The organism is Blastococcus sp. SYSU DS0828 (assembly GCF_054050975.1).
The window spans coordinates 22,596-42,471 of the sequence record NZ_JBJHAK010000008.1 but is presented as its reverse complement, the minus strand read 5'-3'; the positions used below and the strand labels follow the sequence as shown (position 1 = coordinate 42,471).

Sequence of the window (19,876 nt, the reverse complement as noted above, 5' to 3'; positions counted from 1 at the left end):
CCGGGGACCGTCAACGGATCGACACCGTCAGGCGCGGGAGCTACCCGCGCCCCGCCGCGACGGCGACCGCCCGCAGACGCTCGTCGAGGAGGTGGTCGACCATCCGTGACCGGCTGTCGATCGTGACCAGCAACGTGGCCTCCAGATCGGCGAGCTCCTCCTGACGCCGCCGCACCTCGGCGAGTTCGCGTTCCGCGTCCCGCCGGATGCCGCGGCAGCAGTGCAGGTCCCCGTCGATGGCGGCGATGCTCCTGGTGGAGGGTGGGGACCCGACGGGGCGCGACAGGACGGGCTGGGACATGGCTTCCTCCGGCGGTACGGGCGGCGACTGCATCGGGTGGCGCGTCGTCGGATTGTCCTCCCGGGTGCCGGCCGGCACGGGCGTCGCCCCGTCTGACACAGAGCTGCAAGGCGATCGCAACAGAGCCGGCGGGGGTGGTCCGAGGAGGAGGGCTCGGCGGCCGTCCCCGCCGGCCGCGTCGACGTGCGGCACCAGCAGCCAGGACGGCTGATCAGCCCGCTCGACCGGCCGCCAGCGCCCTGGTGGCCGAAGATGCGCACGTGCCCGGCGCCCGGTGCCGGGGCGAGAACCGCGGGACGGGCACCCATGGATCGGAGGACGCACGGTGCGGACGGGATGGCTTCGGTGAGACGGTGGTCGAGACGAGGGTCGGGCGAGATGCCGAGGAACCCTCCCGACGCGCCCGCGGTCCCGGTCGACGCGCGGGCGGGCAGCGGTCACGTCCCCGCCGCGCTGCCCACCGCACCGGCGTGGGCGGTGCGGACCCTCGTCATCAGCGCTGCCCTGCTCGCGCTGGCCGGGATCGGCTGGCTGCTGTTCTGGTTCCTGCTGCGGCTGCCGCTCCTGACGGTGGCCATCGCCGTCGCACTGCTGCTGACCGCCATCGTGGAACCGATCGCCCGGTGGCTCTGCCGGGGACTCCCCCGTGCGCTCGCCGCGCTGCTGTCGGTCCTGTTCCTGCTGGGCGTCATGGTCGGCGTCGGCTTCCTCATCGGGTTCCGTGCCGCCGACCAGCTGCAGAACCTCACCCGGCCGCTGGCCGCGGGGATCGACCGCATCCGGGTCTGGCTGATCGAAGGGCCGCTGGGCCTGGATCCCCAGCAGGTGACCGAGGCCCGCAACGCCGTGGTGGACCGCATCTACCAGTTCGCGCCCGAACCGACGGCCGCGGCCAGCATGGCGCTCTACGGCCTGGCCGCCGTCCTCCTGGTGCTCTTCCTGACGTTCTTCCTGCTCAAGGACGGCGCATCGATGTGGGCCTGGGCGCTGCGGCTCGCCCCCGATCGGCGGCGCGCCCAGATCGACGGCGCGGGGCGTTCGGCGTGGACGGTGCTGTCGCAGTACGTGCGCGGGATCATCATCGTGGCGCTCATCGACGCGGTGGGCATCGGTGCCGCGCTGCTGGTCCTGGGCGTCCCGCTGTGGGCGTCCCTGACCCTGCTGACCTTCATCGGCGCCTTCGTCCCGCTGTTCGGGGCGACGGTGAGCGGGGCCGTGGCGGTGCTCGTCACCCTCGTGACCAACGGCTTCGCCGACGCCGTGATCGTGCTGATCGCCGTCCTTGTGGTGCAGCAGGTCGAGGGGAACATCCTGCAACCGATCATCGTCGGGCGGACGCTCCGGCTGCACCCCGCCGTGATCCTCGTCGCGGTGACCGCGGGCACGATGCTGTGGGGGCTGCCCGGTGCGCTGCTGGCCGTTCCGCTGGTGGCCGTCGCCTACCGGGTCCTCGGCTACCTGCGCGAGCACCCGGTCGCACCCCCGGCTCCCCCACCGGCCGCCCTCCCCCGGCAGCCGGCGCCGGGCGCTCGCTGATCTCACCGGCGGGCGCCGGGCGTTTCAGCCGGCGGGCTGCGGCACGGCCTCGACGTCCCGCGCCGCGATGGCGATCTCCCCCCCGAGGTCGGTGAAGAAGGCCTCGGGGTCGTCGACCAGCACGTCGGCGGCGATGCCGAAGACGGCCTCGAAGCGGTCTCGGGAGACCCGGCCGACCGTGCCGGTCACCCGCTGGACGTCTCCCACCTCCAGGTCGCCCGGCGGGGTGGCCGTGATCACGCCGACGGTGTTGCCCGCCCCGTCGGCGAGCCGGAAGGCCGCCCCCACCTCGCTGACCGCGACGACGTCGGAGACCTCGGCCACCACGGTGACGTCCCGGCCGATCAGGGCTGCCGGATCCTGGAACACGCCGGCGGGGTCCTCGACCGGCCGCGGTGGCGCCTCCGCTCCGGGCGTCGCGCCGTCGCCGGAGTCCGCGCCGCCGTCGTCGGACGGTGGCGGAGTCGGCTCCGACGACGGGCGCGACCGCTCCTCCAGCGCCCTGACGCGCTCGCGGAGGGCGGTGATGTCGTCCCGCAGCTCCTCCAGCTCCTCCGCGGCTCCCGGGTCGGTCGACGGCTCCGGCGCCTCGTTCCCGCAGCCGGTCAAGCCCCCCACCGCCAGGGCGAGGGTCAGCACGGTCCCGGGGACGACCGCTCTCCTCCCGGGCCGCGTTCCCTGGTGGCTGCGCATGCCTCCTCCTTCCCTCGGCCGGTGTGCCGACGCCGCTCGGACCGGCTGCCGGCCACCCACCAGCCTGCACCCCTGGAGCGGACCGGGCCCAGCCTCCGTTACCCGTTCGACACGACGCCCGGAGAACCGGTGGCGCGGGCGGGTGAGAACGCTCGCGGTGCCGGTGGTCCTTCTGCCAGGGTCGGGGCATGGCACGACGAGGCGCGAGTCAGCTGGTCGAGGAGCTGGGAACCCTCCTCCTGGGGGCCCCGCTGCCCCTGTCGGTGCGCTGCTGGGACGGCTCCGAGACCGTCGTCGACGGAGCACCCACGCTGGTCGTGCGCCACCGACGTGCCCTGCGCCGCCTCGTCCACGCGCCGGGCGAGCTCGGGCTCGCCCGGGCCTACGTCAGCGGCGACCTCGACGTCGAGGGCGACCTCTACGCCGTGCTGAGCTTTCCCGACGACCTGCCCGCCCGGCCGGAGCTGCGCCTGGACCGGCGGGCGCTGGCCCGGCTGGCCGGCCCGCTGCTCCGGCTCGGGGTGCTGGGACCGCCGCCCGCGCCGCCGGCAGAAGAGTCCCGCGTGCGCGGCATCCGTCACTCGCTGTCGCGGGACCGGAAGGCGATCAGCCACCACTACGACGTCGGCAACGACTTCTACCGCCTGCTGCTGGGGCCTTCGCTGGTCTACAGCTGCGCCTACTTCCCCGACCCCGGTGCGACGCTGGAGGAGGCGCAGGAGGCGAAGCTGGACCTGGTCTGCCGCAAGCTCGGGCTCGAGCCGGGCATGCGGCTGCTCGACGTCGGCTGCGGCTGGGGCTCGCTCGCCCTGCACGCGGCGTCCCGCTACGGCGTCTCGGTGGTCGCCGTGACGATCTCCGAGGCCCAGGCCGACCTGGCCCGCCGGCGGATCGCCGACGCCGGGCTCGCCGACCGCGTCGAGGTCCGGCTGCAGGACTACCGCGAGGTCGCCGACGGGCCGTTCGACGCGATCGCCTCGGTCGGGATGGCCGAGCACGTGGGCCGCGCCCAGCTGCCGGCGTACGCGTCCGGGCTGCACGAGCTGCTGCGCCCCGGCGGCCGGCTGCTCAACCACGCGATCGCGCGCGGCCCCGCGGCCGGCCCCGACCGCCCCGACCCGGGCTCGTTCCTCACGCGGTACGTCTTTCCCGACGGGGAGCTCCAGCCGCTGGCCACGCACGTCCAGGTGCTGGAGGAGGCCGGCTTCGAGGTGTGCGACGTCGAGGCGCTGCGCCGGCACTACGCGCTCACCTGCCGGGCCTGGGTGCGCAACCTCGAGGACCACTGGGACGAGGCCGTCCGGCTCGCCTCCCCCGGCCGGGCCCGGGTGTGGCGGCTGTACCTCGCGGGCTCGGCCCTGGCCTTCGAACGGCACCGCGTCGGGGTGAACCAGGTGCTGGCGGTGAAACCGGGCGGGGAGAACCGGCTCCCGCTGCGCCGCCCGGACTGGGCCGGGGCCACGGTGCCACCCGCCGGGAACGACGCGGGCTCGTGACCGGGAACCGTCGCGCCTACCACCCCTCCGGCCCTGCCCGCGCGTGCGGGGAGACGACCCCGGACCGGTCGACGGGGACGCGGCACGCACGACGACCGGGGTCGCCCGTAGCGTGAGGGCATGAGTCGCGCGCACCCTGAGCTCCGCCTCCCCCCTCCGCTGCCCGAAGGCGGCCTGCGGGTCGTGGCCCTGGGCGGTCTCGGGGAGATCGGTCGCAACATGACCGTGCTGGAGCACGCCGGCCGGCTGCTGATCGTCGACTGCGGAGTGCTGTTCCCCGAGGAGCACCAGCCCGGGGTCGACGTGATCCTCCCCGACTTCACCGCCATCCGGGACCGCCTCGACGAGGTGGAGGCGATCGTGCTGACCCACGGTCACGAGGACCACATCGGCGGTGTCCCCTACCTGCTGCGCGAGCGTCCCGACATCCCCCTGGTCGGCTCCCGCCTCACCCTGGCGTTCATCGAGGCCAAGCTGAAGGAGCACCGGATCCGGCCGGTCACCCGCCAGGTGCGCGAGGGGGACCGGGCCTCGTTCGGGCCCTTCGACTGCGAGTTCGTCGCCGTCAACCACTCCATCCCGGACAGCCTCGCCGTGGCGGTCCGCACCGGCGCCGGCCTGGTCCTGCACACCGGTGACTTCAAGATGGACCAGTTCCCGCTCGACCGGCGGATCACCGACCTGCGCGCGTTCGCCCGGCTCGGCGAGGAGGGCGTGGACCTCTTCCTCACCGACTCCACCAACGCCGACGTGCCGGGCTTCACGACGTCCGAGGCCGAGCTCACCCCGGCGATGGAGACGGTGTTCCGGACCGCGCCCCGGCGGGTGATCGTCTCCAGCTTCGCCAGCCACGTGCACCGCATCCAGCAGGTCCTGGACGCCGCCCACGCCCACGGCCGCAAGGTCGCCTTCGTCGGCCGCTCCATGGTCCGCAACATGGGCATCGCCAAGGACCTCGGCTACCTCACCGTGCCGCCCGGCCTGCTGGTCGACATGAAGGAGCTCGAGAAGCTCCCCCCGGAGAAGGTGTGCCTGGTCTGCACCGGGTCGCAGGGCGAGCCGATGGCGGCGCTGTCCCGCATGGCCAACCGCGACCACGTCATCCGGATCACCGAGGGCGACACGGTGCTGCTGGCCAGCTCGCTCATCCCCGGCAACGAGAACGCCGTCTACCGCGTCATCAACGAGCTCACCCGGTGGGGCGCCAACGTCGTGCACAAGGGCAACGCCAAGGTGCACGTCTCCGGGCACGCCAGCGCGGGCGAGCTCTCCTACGTCTACAACCTCGTGCGGCCGCGCAACGTCATGCCGGTGCACGGCGAGTGGCGGCACCTCAAGGCCAACGGCGACATCGCGGTGCGGACCGGGGTCCACCCGCGGGGCGTGGTCATCGCCGAGGACGGCGTCGCCGTCGACCTGCTCGACGGCAAGGTGCGCATCACCGGGAAGGTGCCCGCCGGCAACGTCTACGTCGACGGCGCCACCGTCGGAGGCGCCACGGAGGCCCACCTGCGCGACCGGCGCACGCTGGCCCAGGAGGGCGTCATCACCGTCGTGGCCATCGTGGACGCCGACACCGGCGCGCTGGCCGAGGAGCCGGACTTCCTGGCCCGCGGCTTCGTGCACGACGAGACGACGTTCGACGAGGTCGTGCCCCTGATCGAGAAGGCGCTGGCCAAGGCGGCCGAGGAGGGGGTCGGCGGAGCCGTGCAGCTGGAACAGCTGATCGCGCGGGCCGTCGGCCGGTGGGCGGACCGGAGCTACCGGCGCAGCCCGCTGATCATCCCGATCGTCATCGACGCCTGAGCAGGAGGTCAGCCCCGGCGTCAGCACACGGAGGCCGAGGAATGGCAGCTCGGTCACGCCCGCAGCCGGGCGCCGCGCCGGCGCCCTGGGAGGACCGGGTCCTCGGCCTCCTGCTCGGGGGCGCCGTCGGGGACGCCGTCGGTGCCCGGTTCGAAGGCTCAGCCCGGGTGCCGGCCGACGAACTCCACCGGTCGCTCACCTCCGACGGGGTGCTGCGCTGGACCGACGACACGGCCCTGCAGGTGGCGCTCGCCGATCACCTCGCGGATCTCGGTCCGGACGACCTCGACCAGGACGCCCTGGCGCTGGCCTTCGCCCGGACCTGGGATCGGGAACCGTGGCGCGGATACGGGGGCAACCCCCCGCGGATCTTCGCCGCCGCGCTGGCCGGTCGGGACTGGCGCCCGGTGGCCCGGGAGTCGTTCGACGGCTCCGGCTCGCTGGGCAACGGCGGCGCGATGCGGGCCGCGCCGGTGGGCACGCTGAGCGGCGGACCGGCGCGGGTGGCGGAGGTGGCGAGGCGGAGCGCAGAGATCACCCACGCCCATCCCGTCGGGCGGGACGGTGCCGTCGCGATCGCGGTGACGGTCCACCACCTGCTCGCCGCTCCCCGGGGAGCGCCACCGCCGGTCGACGAGGTGCTGGCGGCGTGCCGCCGGCACCTCGCGACCGCTGAGCTGGAAGGCGCCGTGGCCGCGGCCGCATCGGCTGCCCGGGCGACCGGGCCCGAGCAGGCGGCGGCGACGACCGGGAACGGCATCACGGCCCACGAGGCGGTGGGGGCCGCTCTGTGCGCCGCACTCCCCCGGCTCGAGGACCCGGTGGCTGCCGTCACCTTCGCCGTGCGGATGGGTGGGGACACCGACACCATCGCGGCGATGGCCGGATCGATCGCCGGCGCCTTCGCCGGCGCCCGGGCGATGCCGGAGCACCTGCTCGCCCGGCTGGAGGGCCGGGAACGGATCGAATCGGTGGCCCACCGGCTCGCCACCCGAACCCGGGGGCCCGTCGATCCGGGCTGAGCGCTCCCGACGTCGGCGACGACCTCCTGCGCCCCAGGGGGCAGCGGTCACCCACCCGTCCGCGCGCACGCGCACGATGTCCGGGTCGGCAGCGTCGGCCGCCGCCACAACCGACCACGGGCCGGGTCAGGAACCGCGCCGCATGCGGTGTCGGGTCCGCGCCGGCGCGGAGGCCGGCAGCGAGGCGATGATGTCGGCGAGGCTGCAGGACGCGAGGCTCTCCCGCCACGCGGAGTGGGCCTCGGCCATCTTCACCGCGAGGACGCAGGCGCGGGCACACTCCTCGGGGGGCAGAGCCCCGGTCCCGCGCCGTCGGATCTCCCGGCAGACGTACGGGGAGACCGCTCCGTCGACGGCCTCGACGACGTCGAGCAAGGTGATCTGCTCCGCCGGTCTCGCCAGCTCGAACCCACCCCGGGGGCCGGTGCTCGCGCGCAGGACGCCCGCCTTGACCAGCGACTGGAGCTGCTTGGCCAGCGAGGCCGGCGGGAGGTCGTAGTACTCGGCCAGTTGCGCGGCCGTCGCGGAGGCGCCCCGCTCGAGCTGCGCGAGCGTCGTCGCGCAGTGCAGGAGCCATTCCGTGCTCGCCGGCAGCCTCACGGGGGGAGCGTAACAGGACATTGCGGAGATGTTTCCTCCGAGATAAGGTCCCGCCGAGCCCGGAGAACGAGGGAGGAACCATGCGGGTCGCGGTTGCCGGCGCCACGGGCAACATCGGTGCCAGGGTCGTGCGGGTGCTGGAGGGCGCCGGCCACGAGGCCGTCCGCGTCAGTCGGTCGTCCGGGGTCGATCTGCTCACCGGCGAGGGTCTCGACGAGGCCCTGACCGGGGTGCAGGCCGTCGTGGACGTCACCAACTCGGCAGCCACCGAGGTGGACGAAGCGCTCACCTACTTCGGCTCGGCCACCCGCAATCTCCTGGCGGCCGAGGATCGCGCCGGTGTGCGACACCACGTGCTGCTCTCGATCGCCGGCCTGCACCGCGTCCAGGGGAACGCCCACTACGCAGGCAAGCGACTCCAGGAGCGCCTCGTGGAGGAAGGTCCCGTGCCGTGGACGATCGTGCCGGCGACCCAGTTCCACGACTTCCCGGCCATGGTCGCCGGCTGGACGGAGAAGAACGGGGTCGCCACCGTGGCACCGCTCCTGCTGCAGCCCGTGGCACCCGACGACGTGGCGAGCATCCTCGTGGAGCTGGCGGTCGGTGAGCCGAAGGGACGTTACGTCGACGTCGCCGGACCGGAACCACAGGACCTGGTCGACATGGTCCGCCGCACCAACGACGTGCTGGGCCGTCAGGTGAAGCTCCGCCCCAGCTGGTCGACGGTGTTCGGCCCCGAGATGGCCGGCGAGGTGCTCCTCCCCGCGGACGGCGCGCGCATCGCACCCACGACCTTCGACGACTGGCTCGCCGCACAGCGGTGATCCAGCCGGTCCGACCGGACGACCGCGCCTGCCTGGTCGTCCGATCACGTCCACGCCGTGGTCGAGCGCCGCGACAGGTAGCCGGAGGCCGGACATGCATCCCCGTGCTCAGCGCATCGCCCTGCGCCTGGTCGTGGCCGCGGTCGCGCCGTACACGGCGCTGAAGATCCTGTGGCTCACCGGCAGCACGGTCGGAGTGGAGAGCTCCGCCGGGGCAGCAGAGCTCCACAGCACCCGCGTGGTCGTCGGCAACGTCGTCACCATCCTGCTCGAGCTGATGGCCGTCGGTTTGGCGATCGCGCTGGTCCGTCCGTGGGGGCGGCGCGTTCCCGGGTGGATCGTGGTGGCGCTCGCGGGCGGAGCGACCGGCCTGCTGGCTCCGATCCTCGTCGGGCTCCCCCTGGGCGGTGCGCTCCAGCTGGTGGGGACGGGCGAGCTGCACACCGACGGTATGGACAATCTGAGCCCGTGGGTGTTCGCGCTGACGTACGGCGGATTCGGCCTGCTCGCCATCGGCATCGCAGTCCTCGCCTGGTGTTACACCCTCGGTCGGTGGGGGCGCGTTCTCAGGTACCCCCCGCCTCGTCCGCGAGGCTGGGCCATCGCCGTCGGTGCCCTGAGCATGGTGCCCTTCGGCATGGCCATGACCTGCTGGGGTCTGTTCGGCCCCGGGACGAGCGGTCCCCGAGGGATGGAAGCCCTGTCCCAGCGGACCGTCCTCGCCGTGACCGGGCTGCTCGCGCTGGTCGGGTGGGTGGTTCCGCTCGTGAGGCGAGGAGCACTGCGGCCCCGCACCGCCTGGGTGCTCACGTGGGTGGGATGCACGACCGCCGCGCTGCAGGGTCCGACCCAGGTGCTGCTCGCCCACCAGGGTGATGCGGGCCCAGCGATGATCCTGATGGCGCTCGTGACGCTCACGGGAAGCGTGGCGTACGGACTCGCCGTCCTGCACGAGCGTCTCGCGGAGATCAGCCTGGGGACGGGTCTCCGGAGGAGAGCCCCCTGACATGCGGGGCTTCCGGCCGGCCCAGCTGCCTGGACCACGGTGGCACCGCCTGACCGGAACTGCCGTCCCCGGGCAGCACACCTAGTCCGGCAGCGCGATGGGGCCGATCTCGGCGAACACGTCGCCGGGGCCCGGGTTCTGCTGGTGGGTGCCGCCGCCGAAGTGCCGCATGATGCCCCAGACCGCGTTGAGGGAGGTCTGCACCGCGCCCTCGACCCAGGCCGGCGTCCACGACACGTCGTCACCCGCCAGGAAGATCCCTCGCTGCTCGGGCGGGAGGTCGTCCTGCACGAAGTGCGCGTACATCCGCTGGTTGTACCGGTAGTGCCCGGGCAGGGCGCCCTTGAAGGCGCCGAGGAAGTTCGCGTCCGCCTCCCACGAGACGGTGATGGGGTCACCGATGATGTGCTGGGCGATGTCGACGTCGGGGTAGATCTTCCTCAGCGCGCCGAGCGCGAGGCGCACCCGCTGGTCCACCGGGTAGGGCAGCATCTTCAGCGCGTCGCTCATCCACGAGTACGTCAGGCAGATGACGCCGGGCTGGTCGTCGCCGTGGTCGAACAGGTAGGTGCCGCGGGTCAGCCGGTCGGTGAGCGTCATGCTCATGACGTCGCGGCCGGTCCTCGGGTCCTTGTCCTTCCAGAAGGGCCGGTCGACCATCACGAAGGTCTTCGACGACTGCATGTACCGGGTGCGGTCCAGCGCCGTCCACATCTTCTGGGAGAAGAGGCTCTCGTCGCAGTCGATCTGCGTCGTCAGCAGCCAGCTCTGGCAGGTGACGAGCACCGCGGGGTAGCGGCGGACGTGGCCCCAGGCGTCCGTGACGGCGAAGCGCCCGTCCGCGTCCCGGGCGATCGCGGCGACGCCGGCGCGCGGCCCTCCGGAGTGCAGCTTCGCCAGCGTCGTCCCGGCCGGCCAGTGGGCGAGCTGGGACGGCGCGTGGTTCCACAGCCCCCACGGCACCTGCTCCACGCCACCCACGACGAAGCGCTGGTCGTCGTCGCAGTTCGTCATCACGACGCGGAAGATCTCGAGCATCGAGTTCGGGAAGTCGGAGTCCCACCCGCCGGTGCCGAACCCCACCTGGCCGAAGACCTCCCGGTGGTGGAAAGACAGCCGGGAGAACGCCTCGGAGCTCGCGATGAAGTCGTAGAAGGTGCGGTCGTCCCACAGCGGCACGAGCTCGTCCCAGAGCGACTTCAGCTTCGTGACGTCGCGCGCCCGGATCGCGTCCTGGATCTCGTCGAACCCCACGGTCCCGAGAGCGTCGGCCCACGCCGCCGCGACCTCCCGGAACAGCGGCGGCAGGGCCTCGGACGACTCGGCGTAGTGCGTCTCGCCTTCGATGTCGATGACCGTGCTGCCCGACGCCGACGTCAGCGGGTTGGGGAACGGCCTGGTCTCCAGGCCGAGCAGGTCGACGTAGCGGTAGAAGGCGGTCGACGACACGGGGAACCGCATGCCGCCCAGCTCGGCGACGATCTCCGCGGGGGCGCCCTCGAACCGCGCCGACCGCAGCCGGCCGCCCATCTGCGACGACTCGTAGAGGACCGGCTTGAGCCCGAGCTTCATGAGCTCGTAGGCGGCGACCAGACCGGAGATCCCCGCACCGACGATGGCGACCTCCTCGCCGTGCCGCTCGGGTGGGATCTCGCCGATGCCGAACGGGTGCGTGATCCAGTCGTCGAACGCGAACGGGAAGTCCGGGCCGAAGATCGTGACCGGCGGCCGGTCCTCGTCGCGAGCGGCCTCACGGTCCGGCCCGATCGTCACGGCGTCCTCCTCCTCACCTGCACCGGCTGCTCGCGGCCGGTGTCCAGGCGCGCGGTGTCGCACCCTACGGGGGCGCCCGGTGCGGCCCGCCACGCTCAGGCGAGCAGGGCGGCCATCCGCTCGCGGAGCGCGGTCGCGGCCGAGTAGGGCCGGACCATCACGGTCAGCTCGGTGAGCACGCCGTCGCGGCCGCGCAGGATGTCCACGCCCTGGAGGACGCGGCCGCCGACCCTGGTGTCGAAAGCGAGGACGTGCCCGTCGTCGCCCGCGTAGGAGGCGGTGTAGCGGAAGTCCTCGAAGACCGACATGACGCCGGTGAGGATCGCGCGCAGCGGTCCGGTGCCGCGGTAGGGCTCGTGGACGATCGGCGACAGGAAGACGCAGTCGTCGGTGAACAGCCGCACCGCGGCATCGACGTCGCGGTTCTCGACGGCCGCCCGGAAGGCGGCGAAGGGGTCGGTCGGCACGGTCATCCCTCTCAGTCCATCGTCGCGGTGCGGACCCGCACCACCGCAGGCACCCTCCCACCAGCGCCTCGTCGGGGACCACCACACCGCGGTGGCGGCCCCCGACGAGGACGTCCGGCGACCGCCCGGAGCGGTGCCGGGCACCGGCGCGAGGTCTACGGCAGCACCTTGTCGATCTCCGGGGCAAGCAGCTCGCGAGCCCGCTCGGCGGTGATGACGTCGGCCGGGTCCGGCTCGATGACCTCTCGGGAGGCGCCGTCCTCGTACACGTGCTCGCCGATCATCCGGGCGCGCGCATCGTAGGGCCAGACGAAGGCAAGGGTGCGCTTGAGCAGGTACATCTCACCGGGGTCGTCCCCGGGCCGCACGTTCGAGAACGCGCTCTCCCCGAGCATGGGGGCGGGCACGAACCCGTAGAACTCGACCTCACCGGAGAACCCGTGGTCGTTGACCGCGAGGTCGTTCTCGCCCACCCACATCACCAGGGCGTTCGCCGCCGCGAGCGACTCGTAGAAGGCGGTGACCTCGGGCATTCCGTCGAGGATGATCGACTGCCCGCCCTCGTGGAGGCGGTAGTGGGGGTGCTCGACGGTCATGTCCGGCGCCAGCAGCTCCTTGTACCGGCCGGAGACCTCCAGCAACCCGTGCATCCGGTAGTTCTTCAGGATCGCCCGGTGGTGGGGGTTGTCGATGGTGGAGACGAGCTTCTCCAACTCGCGTGCATGGGCGGACAGCGCGTCCTCGTAGCGGCTCACTGGATCTCCTCGGGTGCAGCGGTCTAGGTGGGGGGGATCCTGGGCCGCGCCGCTCGCATCGGTCCATGACGCAGATGGGCCGCCATCGAAAGCGATCGGTTAACAGCGCAGGTCAGAACCGGCCTCGACGTGAGCTGGGCCACTACTGTGTCGGCAGGAGGAGTCACCGTGGACCTCAACCTGCACCTCGTGCGCCACCTCGTCGCCGTCGTCGACGACGGGCACTTCGGTCGTGCGGCCGAGCGGCTCTACCTCAGCGCGCCCGCGCTCAGCCAATCGGTGCGCAAGCTCGAGCGGGCGCTCGGCGTCCCGTTGCTGGACCGCTCCGCCCACCCGGTGCGCCCGACGCCGGCCGGGGAGGGCTTCCTGGCCGAGGCGCGGGAGGCACTCGCCGCCGCCGACCGGGCCGTCGCCGCCGTGATGGCCCACCGCCGCCGACAGGCAAGCACGCTACGGCTGGGCTTCATGACCGCGCCGGCGGGTTGGCGGATCCGTCAACTGCTCGACCAGCTGGCCCGCGAAGTGCCGGAGGTGTCCGTCGACCTCGTGGAACTTCCATGGGCCCAGCAAGTCAGCTCCGTACGAGAGGGCGTCGTCGACGCCTCGCTGGTGCGACTGCCGTTCTCGGATACCCGAGGCCTGCGCTTCGACCCGGTACACCTGGAGAAGCGGGTCGTGGCCCTCCCGGCCCTGCACCCGCTCGCAGTGCGCCCGGCCGTGGAACTCCGGGACCTCGACGGCGAACCCCATGTGACCGACGAGGACGCCGACCCCGCGTGGGTGCGTTGGTGGGCCTGCGATCCACGCCCCAGCGGAGTCGCCGTCCGCTACGGCCCCTCCGTCCGCACCATGGATGCACTGCTCGAGGTGGTCGCATCCAGGCAGGCCATCGCGATCACCGGGGAGTTCGTGGCCGCAAGCTACCGCCATCCCGAGGTGGCGTTCCTCCCGGTCCTCGATGCGGAGTCAGCCATGCTGGCCCTCTGCACCCGAGCCACCGACCCCTCACCGCTCGTAGCGGCCTTGCGGCGGGCGACGAGCTCGGTGCGTGACGCGGACGCGTCGCTCCGTCCGACATCGGCCTGACCGGCTCTGCCCGACGGTGCAGCCTCGGGGAAGCCGACGGACCGGGAACGATCGAAGCCCGCGACCGGCGGGCGGGCCGGTCACGGGCTCGTGTCTGCTCCCCCGATTGGACTCGAACCAATAACCCTGCGATTAACAGTCGCATGCTCTGCCAATTGAGCTACGGGGGATCAGCGGTGCGAACCGCTGGCCCGACGAGAGTACCCCACGCGCCGACGCCCCCCGCACGCGGCTCACGAGGGGCGAAGCGTTGTGCACCACAGGTACGGTGGCCCTCGTTCACCGCATGTTCACTCTGGAGGTTTCCGTGGCCAAGCTGTCGTTCCTCGCCGGATTCGGGGCTGGCTACGTCCTCGGGTCGCGGGCCGGCCGCGAGCGCTACGAGCAGCTCCGGCGCGCCTGGGAGCAGGCCAAGGACGACCCGCGCCTGCAGAGCCTCGCGGGCATGGCGCAGGCCAAGGCCGACGACGCCGTCTCCACGCTGAAGGCCCAGCTGGGCAGCGAGGCCCCTCGCTGATCCGCGCGCCGGCTCAGTCCGGCAGCTCGGCGGCCAGCACCTCGGCGAGCTTCTGCCGTGCGGTCTCCCTGGCACCCGGGTCGTCGCGGTCGGCGTCGTCGTCGAACACCACGGTCCACTCCCGGACGGCCTGACCGGGCACCCGGCGGGCGACCAGCAGCAGCCCTCCCCGGTCCGGCAGCGGTACGCGCCGGCTGGTGACGATGGTCTGGTCCACCCGGCGCCGCACGACCGCGGGGAGGTCGCCGGCGTCCGCGAGCACGTGCCGCACCACCGGCAGCCGCGACTGCACACCCGGCTCCACCTCGGCGAGCGGCGTGACCGTGAAGGAACCGCCGCCGTCGGCGGTCGCGGCCCAGCGGGCGTGCCCCACCTCGTGCCACGGCAGCACCGTGTCCCCGGCGGCCGGGCCGATCACCCGCAGACCGCGGGAGGTGGCCACCAGCCAGCCGGCCCCGCGGGCGAGCACGCCCCAGGCGAGCACCCGCTCGTCGGGGTCGGCCACCGCGGCCCGCACCTCCTCCGGCGGGCGAGCGAACCGGCGCCGCAGCTCGGCCAGCAGGCTCATGCCAGGCCGCCCATCGCACGCTTGCGCAGCGAGATCGCCAGCTGCTCGAGATCCATCAGCTGCTTGAAGGCCTTCATGTACTCGTCGCCGGAGTCGACCGGGTTCGTCCGTTGCAGCCGGCCCTTCAGGGCGGTGATCTCGCGGACGGTCGCCATCTCCTGCACCCGCGCGAGGAGCGCGTTGACGTAGCCGGCGTCGCACTCGCCGCTCACTGAGCGCATCGGCTCCACCGCCAGCGCCGTGAGCAGCGCGCGGGCGCTCTCCCGCTCGCAGTGCGCGGCGACCTCGTCCAGCCAGGCCGGCCCGGTGACGGTCACGGCAGCCACACCCCCGGCCGCGGCGATGGCGGCCACCACGGCGGCGTAGTCGGGGTCGGTGTAGGCGTTCGGGGGGATGGCGTCGAACTCGGGGCCGGCGAGCTCGGGCGCCTGCAACGCGGCCTTCACCGCCTCCCGCTCCACGGCGACCGCGGCGTCGTCGGGGGTGCGCTGGGGCGCGCGGGGGCGGCCCCGGGAGGGCGCTCCTCCCCCGTCACCGGTCGCCCGGCGCACGCGCTCGAGCACCTCTGCCTCGTCGGTGTTGCCGATCATCCCGGCGAGCTCCCGGGCGTAGGCGGGGCGCAGCGCGTGGTCCTTGATCTGGGCCACCAGCGGCACGGTCTTCTCCAGGGCGGCGACCCGGCCCTCCACGGTATCCAGGTCGTAGCCGGCCAGCGTGGTCTTGAGCACGAAGGCGATCAGCGGGGTGCGGCGGGCAACCAGGTCGCGGACGGCGGCGTCGCCGTGCTCCTGCCGCAGCTCGCACGGGTCACGCCCCTCCGACTCGACCGCGACGAACGTCTGACCGACGAAGCGCTGGTCCTCGGCGAAGGTCTTCATCGCCGCCGCCTGGCCGGCCGCGTCGCCGTCGAAGGTGTAGACCACCTCGCCGCGGAACTCGTCCTGGTCCATCAGCAGCCGCCGCAGCACCCCGATGTGCTCGGCGCCGAAGGCGGTACCGCACGAGGCCACCGCCGTCGTCACCCCGGCCAGGTGGCAGGCCATGACGTCGGTGTAGCCCTCGACGACGACCGCCTGGTGCCGCTTGGCGATGTCACGCTTGGCGCGGTCGATGCCGTAGAGCACCGAGCTCTTCTTGTAGAGCGGTGTCTCCGGGGTGTTGAGGTACTTGGGGCCGGGGTCGTCGTCCATCAGCTTGCGGGCACCGAAGCCGATGACGTCGCCGGTGATGTCGCGGATCGGCCACACCAGCCGGCGGTGGAAGCGGTCGATCAGGGTGCCCCGGGAGGACTCCTTCGCCAGCCCGGCCGTGACCAGCTCCTGCTGGCTGAAGCCCTTGGCTCGCAGGTGGCGGGTGAGCCCGTCCCAGCCGCCGGGTGCGTAGCCGCAGCCGAAGTCCAGCGCCGCCTGCCGGTCGAAGGCGCGGTCGGCGAGGAACTGCCGGGCGGGCGCGGCCTCCGGCGTGCCGAGCTGCTCGGCGTAGAAGGCGGCCGCCGCGGTGTTGGCCGCGACCAGCCGCGCCCGCTGCCCGACCGAGGCCCGGTCGGGGCCCGCGGTGGGGCGGCCGCCGTCGTCCTCGTACTTCAGCTCGATGTTGGCGCGGTTGGCCAGCAGCTCGACGGCCTCGGTGAACGACAGGTGGTCGATCTCCTGGACGAAGCGGATGACGTCGCCACCGACCCCGCAACCGAAGCAGTGGTAGAGCCCGCGGCTCGGCGTCACCTGGAACGACGGCGACTTCTCGTCGTGGAACGGGCACAGCCCCTTGAGGCTCCCGCCACCGGCGCGCTTGAGCTGCAGGTGCTCGCCGACGATCTCGTCGATCTTGCTGCGGTCGCGCACCAGCGCGATGTCCGCGGCGCGAATGCGCCCCCGGCCGGCCATCAGGCGACCGCCGCCGCTGCCGTGACCCGCCGGCGGATCACGTGCTCCCACCACAGCAGGAACAGCTGCTGGTCCAGCGGCAGGGCGCCGTCGAGGGTGATCGCGGGCCGCGGGGTCCAGCCCGGCGTGGTGCCGCTCTCCGCCACCTGACGCCCGTGCAGCAGGAACCGGTGGGTCCCCTTCCAGCGGGAGGCGGGCCGCACCTCGACCGTCGCCCCCTCCAGGTCGATCGCCCAGGTGCCCCTCCAGCTCGACGTCTGCCGGGCACGCAGCCGGGCGGTGCCCTCCGGGTCACCCGACCGGTGACCGGTGAGCTCGCGCTTGCGCCGGGCGTACTCCCAGGTGTCGCCGTCGACCGCCACCGTGGCGGCCTCCGTCCACGTCGCGGGGCGCAGCGTCGCCACGACCCGGCCGTCGCGCAGCACCGGCAGGACGCCCTTCGGCGCGCCCTGCGTACCGGCCCTGCCCAGTTCGAGCACCGTTCCTCCCTCAGCCGATGCCGGGCGCGCCGGCGATGCTCTCACCGGTCACGCGGTAGAGCAGGTAGGCAGCAGTCTCCCGCAGGATGTAGCGGAACTGGGTGGCGCGGGTCTGCACCGCCGGGCCCTGGCGAGTCGGTGAGCTCTCCGCCTCGATCCCCGCGTCCTCGGCCATCCGCTCGGCGCGCATCGCGTGCCAGGGGTCGGTGACCAGCACGGCACGCTCCCAGCCGCGCTCGTCGAACGCCGCGCCGACCACGCGCATGCTCTCCAGGGTGTCCACACCCTCGGGCACCGCGAGCAGCGACTCGGTGGGCACCCCGGCCGCCGCGAGGTAGTCGCGCCCGGCCTCCGCCTCGGTGAACTGGTCGCCGGCCGCCTTCCCGCCGACGGTCACGATCACCGGTGCGACGCCCTGCTCGTACAGGGCCCGCGCGTGCTCCAGCCGGGCCGCGAAGATCGACGACGGGACGCCGTTGTACTGGGCCGAGCCCAGCACCACGATTGCGTCGGACTGCGGCCGGGCGTCCTGCCGCGCCGTCCACCAGATGGCGAGCGCCGTGGAGGCCACCAGCAGCACGGCGGCCAGGACCCCGGCCCCGACCACCCGCGACAGCAGACTCCGCACACCCACCCGTCATGGGTACCACGCGGGGACGACGGCGCGCGGCGGCCCGGGACGGGGCACCGGCGCGCCGCCTCGCGTCGCGCCGGCGGCTCGCCGCGCTGCCGGCGCCCCGCGACCGCACCACGGGGAGGCGCGTCCACACACCCCCCGTATATGAGAATGATTCTCGTTATGGGTACGGTCACGTCGTCCGATCCCCGAACGACAGGAGCACCCGTGTCTCCCCTCCCCTCCCTCCGCGCCGCCGCCCTGGCGGCCGCCGTACCCCTCGCCCTGGCCACCGGCTGCGCGTCGACCGACGGCGGTGGGCCGGCGTCGGCCAGCAGCGCGCCGACCGCGTCCGGACCGGCGGAGCTGGGCGCCAGCTCGCCGCGCCTGGCCCTGACCTACGACGGCGGCCTCCTGGTCCTGCACGGCGAGACGCTCGAGGTGCTCGCCGACGAGCCGCTCGAGGGCTTCAACCGGCTCAACGCCGCCGGCGACGGCCGACACTTCCTCGTGTCGACCCAGCAGGGCTTCCGCCTGCTCGACGGCGGCGCCTGGGCCGAGCCGCACGGCGACCACGAGCACTACTACGCCGCCGACCCGGAGCTGACCGACGTCGTCCTCCCCGCCGAGAAGCCCGGGCACGTCGTCGCCCACGCCGGGCGGACCGTGCTGTTCGACGACGGCACCGGGGAGGTCACCGCGTTCGACAGCGCCGACCTCGCCGACCCGGACCGCGAGGTGCGCGAGTTCGCCACGCCGGCGGCCCACCACGGCGTCGCGGTGGAGCTCGAGGACGGCACGATGCTCGTCTCCGACGGCACGGAGGAGGAGCGCTCCGGGGTGCGCATCCTCGACGCGGACGGGGACGAGATCGCCGCCCGGGACGACTGCCCCGCCGTGCACGGCGAGACGGTGGCCGCCGACGAGGCGGTCGTCATCGGCTGCCAGGACGGCGCCGTCCTGTACGCCGGCGGCGAGCTGGTGAAGATCGAGAGCCCGGACGAGTACGGCCGCATCGGCAACCAGTTCGGCACCGAGAACTCGCCGATCGTGCTCGGTGACTACGAGCGCAGCGCGGAGGACCGCTCCAGCACCGTGGCGCTGATCGACACCACCACCGCGCAGCTGCGCCTGGTCGACCTGCCGGCGCCGTACTGGTACCGCTCCTTCGGCCGCGGGCCGAACGGCGAGGGGCTGGTCCTGACCTACGACGGCGCGCTGCAGGTCATCGACCCGGTGTCCGGCACCGTCACGGACTCCATCCCGGTCACCGGGCCGTGGGAGGAGTCGGAGAACTGGCAGGACCCGCACCCGCAGGTCTTCGTGGTCGACGGCATCGCCTACGTGACCGAGCCCGCCACCCGGGAGATCCACGCCGTCGACGTCGAGGGCGGCGAGGTGTGGAAGTCGGCGCAGCTGGAGGTCACGCCCAACGAGCTCGCCGGCGTCTCCGGGGACGTCGAGGCGCACGGCGCGCACGAGGAGGACCACGAGCACGACGAGCAGGGCGAGTGATCCGGCCGGCGGCCCTGCCGGCCGGCCTCGTCGCGGCCGGCCTGCTCACCGCCCTGACCGGCTGCGGGGACGCGGCGAACGGCGCCGACGACGCACGGCTGGACGTCGTGGTCACCTCCTACCCTCTCGCGTACGTGAGCGAGGAGGTAGGCGGACCGCACGTGGAGGTCACCAACCTGGTCCCACCCGGCGGGGACAGCCACCGGCTGGAACCGGCGCCCCGGGACGTCGCGGTTCTCGCCGAGGTCGACGTCGTGGTCCACCAGTCGGGCGGCCTGCAGCCGGCGGTCGACGCCGTCCTCGAGCAGGAGCGCCCCGAGGACGTCGTCGACGCCGCCGCCCTGGCGGACCGGGGTGCCGATCCGCACTTCTGGCTCGACCCCACCCGCCTCGCCGACCTCGGTCACCGCCTCGCGGGCGAGTTCGCCGAGGCGGACCCCGGTCACGCCGGCGCCTACCGAGAAGGCGCCGAACGGCTGGCGGCCGCGCTCCAGGAGATCGACCGGGAGTACGCCGACACCCTCGCGCCCTGTCGCGGGGCCACCCTGCTCGCCTCGCACGAGGCGTTCGGCTACCTCGCCGACCGGTACGGCCTGCGGCAGGTCGGGGTGGCGGGGCTGGACCCGCACGTCGAGCCCTCGCCCAGCCGGTTGCGGCAGGTCGCGGAGGAGGTCACCGGCACCGGCGCCCGGACGATCTTCTTCGAGGCCACCGCCGGGGACCGCGTCGCCCGGACCCTCGCGGGCGACCTGGGGCTTGCCACCGACGTGCTGCACCCGGTCGAGCGGGTGCAGGCGGAGGAGACCTATCCCGAGCTCATGGCGGCCAACCTGGCGGCGCTGCGTCGCGGGCTCGCCTGCGACGGCTGACGGCGAGCCCGGGCCCCTGCACCGCAGCCGCCGTGCAGGGGCCCGGGGCCGAGCTCGCGAGGCG

Annotated in this window: 20 protein-coding genes and 1 tRNA gene; 10 read left to right on the top strand and 11 right to left on the bottom strand. The window is 73.5% G+C overall.

Features of this window, described 5'->3' with window-relative positions:
- Nucleotides 1–40: 40 nt before the first annotated feature.
- Nucleotides 41–301, bottom strand: a complete 261-nt coding sequence (locus ACI79Q_RS08570; protein WP_456588945.1) for a hypothetical protein — start codon at nt 299–301, stop codon at nt 41–43.
- A gap of 378 nt (nt 302–679) precedes the next feature.
- Here ACI79Q_RS08570 and ACI79Q_RS08565 point away from each other — a divergent pair, with 378 nt between their 5' ends.
- Entirely contained in the window at nt 680–1,837 is a 1,158-nt protein-coding gene (locus ACI79Q_RS08565) for an AI-2E family transporter (protein ID WP_456614535.1), read from the top strand.
- 24 nt (nt 1,838–1,861) lie between these two features.
- Here ACI79Q_RS08565 and ACI79Q_RS08560 read toward each other — a convergent pair whose 3' ends face one another.
- Complete coding sequence (locus ACI79Q_RS08560; RefSeq protein WP_456614534.1) at nt 1,862–2,530, bottom strand: hypothetical protein; 669 nt, start codon at nt 2,528–2,530, stop codon at nt 1,862–1,864.
- Nucleotides 2,531–2,718: 188 nt separating this feature from the next.
- Here ACI79Q_RS08560 and ACI79Q_RS08555 point away from each other — a divergent pair, with 188 nt between their 5' ends.
- From ACI79Q_RS08555 to ACI79Q_RS08545, 3 genes are all read left to right on the top strand, one after another.
- Entirely contained in the window at nt 2,719–4,026 is a 1,308-nt protein-coding gene (locus ACI79Q_RS08555) for a class I SAM-dependent methyltransferase (protein ID WP_456613021.1), read from the top strand.
- 120 nt (nt 4,027–4,146) lie between these two features.
- The gene (locus ACI79Q_RS08550) at nt 4,147–5,832 is read left to right on the top strand and encodes a ribonuclease J (RefSeq protein WP_456599143.1); all 1,686 of its coding nucleotides are present in this window, start codon (nt 4,147–4,149) and stop codon (nt 5,830–5,832) included.
- Nucleotides 5,833–5,873: 41 nt separating this feature from the next.
- Nucleotides 5,874–6,854, top strand: coding sequence for an ADP-ribosylglycohydrolase family protein (locus ACI79Q_RS08545; RefSeq protein ID WP_456599142.1), 981 nt, complete (start codon nt 5,874–5,876; stop codon nt 6,852–6,854).
- Between the two features lie 126 nt (nt 6,855–6,980).
- On the opposite strand, the gene ACI79Q_RS08540 is transcribed toward ACI79Q_RS08545, so the two are convergent.
- Nucleotides 6,981–7,454 (bottom strand): RrF2 family transcriptional regulator, encoded by a 474-nt coding sequence (locus ACI79Q_RS08540; protein ID WP_456588939.1) that lies wholly within the window; start codon nt 7,452–7,454, stop codon nt 6,981–6,983.
- A gap of 80 nt (nt 7,455–7,534) precedes the next feature.
- On the opposite strand from ACI79Q_RS08540, the gene ACI79Q_RS08535 reads away from it, so the two are divergent.
- Nucleotides 7,535–8,278, top strand: coding sequence for an SDR family oxidoreductase (locus ACI79Q_RS08535; protein ID WP_456614533.1), 744 nt, complete (start codon nt 7,535–7,537; stop codon nt 8,276–8,278).
- 94 nt (nt 8,279–8,372) lie between these two features.
- On the top strand, nt 8,373–9,284 hold the full coding sequence (locus ACI79Q_RS08530) for a hypothetical protein (protein ID WP_456614532.1): 912 nt from the start codon (nt 8,373–8,375) through the stop codon (nt 9,282–9,284).
- Between the two features lie 81 nt (nt 9,285–9,365).
- Here the strand turns inward: ACI79Q_RS08530 and ACI79Q_RS08525 are convergent, their stop codons facing one another.
- The 3 genes from ACI79Q_RS08525 to ACI79Q_RS08515 form a co-directional block, all read right to left on the bottom strand.
- Nucleotides 9,366–11,057 carry a flavin monoamine oxidase family protein gene (locus ACI79Q_RS08525; RefSeq protein ID WP_456614531.1) on the bottom strand — a complete coding sequence of 564 codons (1,692 nt, stop codon included), beginning with the start codon at nt 11,055–11,057 and terminating at the stop codon, nt 9,366–9,368.
- Between the two features lie 95 nt (nt 11,058–11,152).
- A complete protein-coding gene (locus tag ACI79Q_RS08520; RefSeq protein WP_456588935.1) occupies nt 11,153–11,530 on the bottom strand; it encodes a nuclear transport factor 2 family protein in 378 nt (125 codons plus the stop codon).
- A 149-nt stretch (nt 11,531–11,679) separates the two neighbouring features.
- The gene (locus ACI79Q_RS08515; RefSeq protein WP_456599137.1) at nt 11,680–12,279 is read right to left on the bottom strand and encodes a hypothetical protein; all 600 of its coding nucleotides are present in this window, start codon (nt 12,277–12,279) and stop codon (nt 11,680–11,682) included.
- A gap of 168 nt (nt 12,280–12,447) precedes the next feature.
- Here ACI79Q_RS08515 and ACI79Q_RS08510 point away from each other — a divergent pair, with 168 nt between their 5' ends.
- On the top strand, nt 12,448–13,365 hold the full coding sequence (locus ACI79Q_RS08510; RefSeq protein WP_456599136.1) for a LysR family transcriptional regulator: 918 nt from the start codon (nt 12,448–12,450) through the stop codon (nt 13,363–13,365).
- A 97-nt stretch (nt 13,366–13,462) separates the two neighbouring features.
- On the opposite strand, the gene ACI79Q_RS08505 is transcribed toward ACI79Q_RS08510, so the two are convergent.
- Nucleotides 13,463–13,535: transfer RNA gene (locus ACI79Q_RS08505), tRNA-Asn, on the bottom strand.
- 137 nt (nt 13,536–13,672) lie between these two features.
- Here ACI79Q_RS08505 and ACI79Q_RS08500 point away from each other — a divergent pair.
- Nucleotides 13,673–13,882, top strand: a complete 210-nt coding sequence (locus ACI79Q_RS08500) for a hypothetical protein (protein WP_456588930.1) — start codon at nt 13,673–13,675, stop codon at nt 13,880–13,882.
- Nucleotides 13,883–13,895: 13 nt separating this feature from the next.
- Here the strand turns inward: ACI79Q_RS08500 and ACI79Q_RS08495 are convergent, their stop codons facing one another.
- Genes ACI79Q_RS08495 through ACI79Q_RS08480 form a run of 4 tightly spaced genes read right to left on the bottom strand, consistent with a single transcriptional unit; the run spans nt 13,896 to nt 17,446 of the window.
- Nucleotides 13,896–14,450 (bottom strand): hypothetical protein, encoded by a 555-nt coding sequence (locus ACI79Q_RS08495; RefSeq protein WP_456588929.1) that lies wholly within the window; start codon nt 14,448–14,450, stop codon nt 13,896–13,898.
- Nucleotides 14,447–16,333 (bottom strand): DNA primase, encoded by a 1,887-nt coding sequence (dnaG, locus tag ACI79Q_RS08490; protein ID WP_456614530.1) that lies wholly within the window; start codon nt 16,331–16,333, stop codon nt 14,447–14,449. Before dnaG ends, ACI79Q_RS08495 begins: the two co-directional genes overlap by 4 nt.
- On the bottom strand, nt 16,333–16,812 hold the full coding sequence (locus tag ACI79Q_RS08485) for a hypothetical protein (RefSeq protein ID WP_456588927.1): 480 nt from the start codon (nt 16,810–16,812) through the stop codon (nt 16,333–16,335). The genes dnaG and ACI79Q_RS08485 overlap by 1 nt, the downstream gene beginning before the upstream one ends.
- A 10-nt stretch (nt 16,813–16,822) precedes the next feature.
- The gene (locus tag ACI79Q_RS08480; RefSeq protein WP_456588926.1) at nt 16,823–17,446 is read right to left on the bottom strand and encodes a YdcF family protein; all 624 of its coding nucleotides are present in this window, start codon (nt 17,444–17,446) and stop codon (nt 16,823–16,825) included.
- A 210-nt stretch (nt 17,447–17,656) separates the two neighbouring features.
- On the opposite strand from ACI79Q_RS08480, the gene aztD reads away from it, so the two are divergent.
- The gene (gene aztD, locus ACI79Q_RS08475; protein WP_456614529.1) at nt 17,657–18,943 is read left to right on the top strand and encodes a zinc metallochaperone AztD; all 1,287 of its coding nucleotides are present in this window, start codon (nt 17,657–17,659) and stop codon (nt 18,941–18,943) included.
- Nucleotides 18,940–19,812 carry a metal ABC transporter substrate-binding protein gene (locus ACI79Q_RS08470; protein ID WP_456614528.1) on the top strand — a complete coding sequence of 291 codons (873 nt, stop codon included), beginning with the start codon at nt 18,940–18,942 and terminating at the stop codon, nt 19,810–19,812. The genes aztD and ACI79Q_RS08470 overlap by 4 nt, the downstream gene beginning before the upstream one ends.
- Nucleotides 19,813–19,876 lie beyond the last annotated feature (64 nt).

Coding starts and splice junctions, on each gene's coding strand:
- ACI79Q_RS08495 (WP_456588929.1), bottom strand. CDS start 14,450: ATGAGCCTGCTGGCCGAGCTGCGGCGCCGGTTCGCTCGCCCGCCGGAG.
- ACI79Q_RS08520 (WP_456588935.1), bottom strand. CDS start 11,530: ATGACCGTGCCGACCGACCCCTTCGCCGCCTTCCGGGCGGCCGTCGAG.
- ACI79Q_RS08535 (WP_456614533.1), top strand. CDS start 7,535: ATGCGGGTCGCGGTTGCCGGCGCCACGGGCAACATCGGTGCCAGGGTC.
- ACI79Q_RS08560 (WP_456614534.1), bottom strand. CDS start 2,530: ATGCGCAGCCACCAGGGAACGCGGCCCGGGAGGAGAGCGGTCGTCCCC.
- ACI79Q_RS08555 (WP_456613021.1), top strand. CDS start 2,719: ATGGCACGACGAGGCGCGAGTCAGCTGGTCGAGGAGCTGGGAACCCTC.
- ACI79Q_RS08545 (WP_456599142.1), top strand. CDS start 5,874: ATGGCAGCTCGGTCACGCCCGCAGCCGGGCGCCGCGCCGGCGCCCTGG.
- ACI79Q_RS08530 (WP_456614532.1), top strand. CDS start 8,373: ATGCATCCCCGTGCTCAGCGCATCGCCCTGCGCCTGGTCGTGGCCGCG.
- ACI79Q_RS08570 (WP_456588945.1), bottom strand. CDS start 301: ATGTCCCAGCCCGTCCTGTCGCGCCCCGTCGGGTCCCCACCCTCCACC.
- ACI79Q_RS08550 (WP_456599143.1), top strand. CDS start 4,147: ATGAGTCGCGCGCACCCTGAGCTCCGCCTCCCCCCTCCGCTGCCCGAA.
- ACI79Q_RS08565 (WP_456614535.1), top strand. CDS start 680: ATGCCGAGGAACCCTCCCGACGCGCCCGCGGTCCCGGTCGACGCGCGG.
- dnaG (WP_456614530.1), bottom strand. CDS start 16,333: ATGGCCGGCCGGGGGCGCATTCGCGCCGCGGACATCGCGCTGGTGCGC.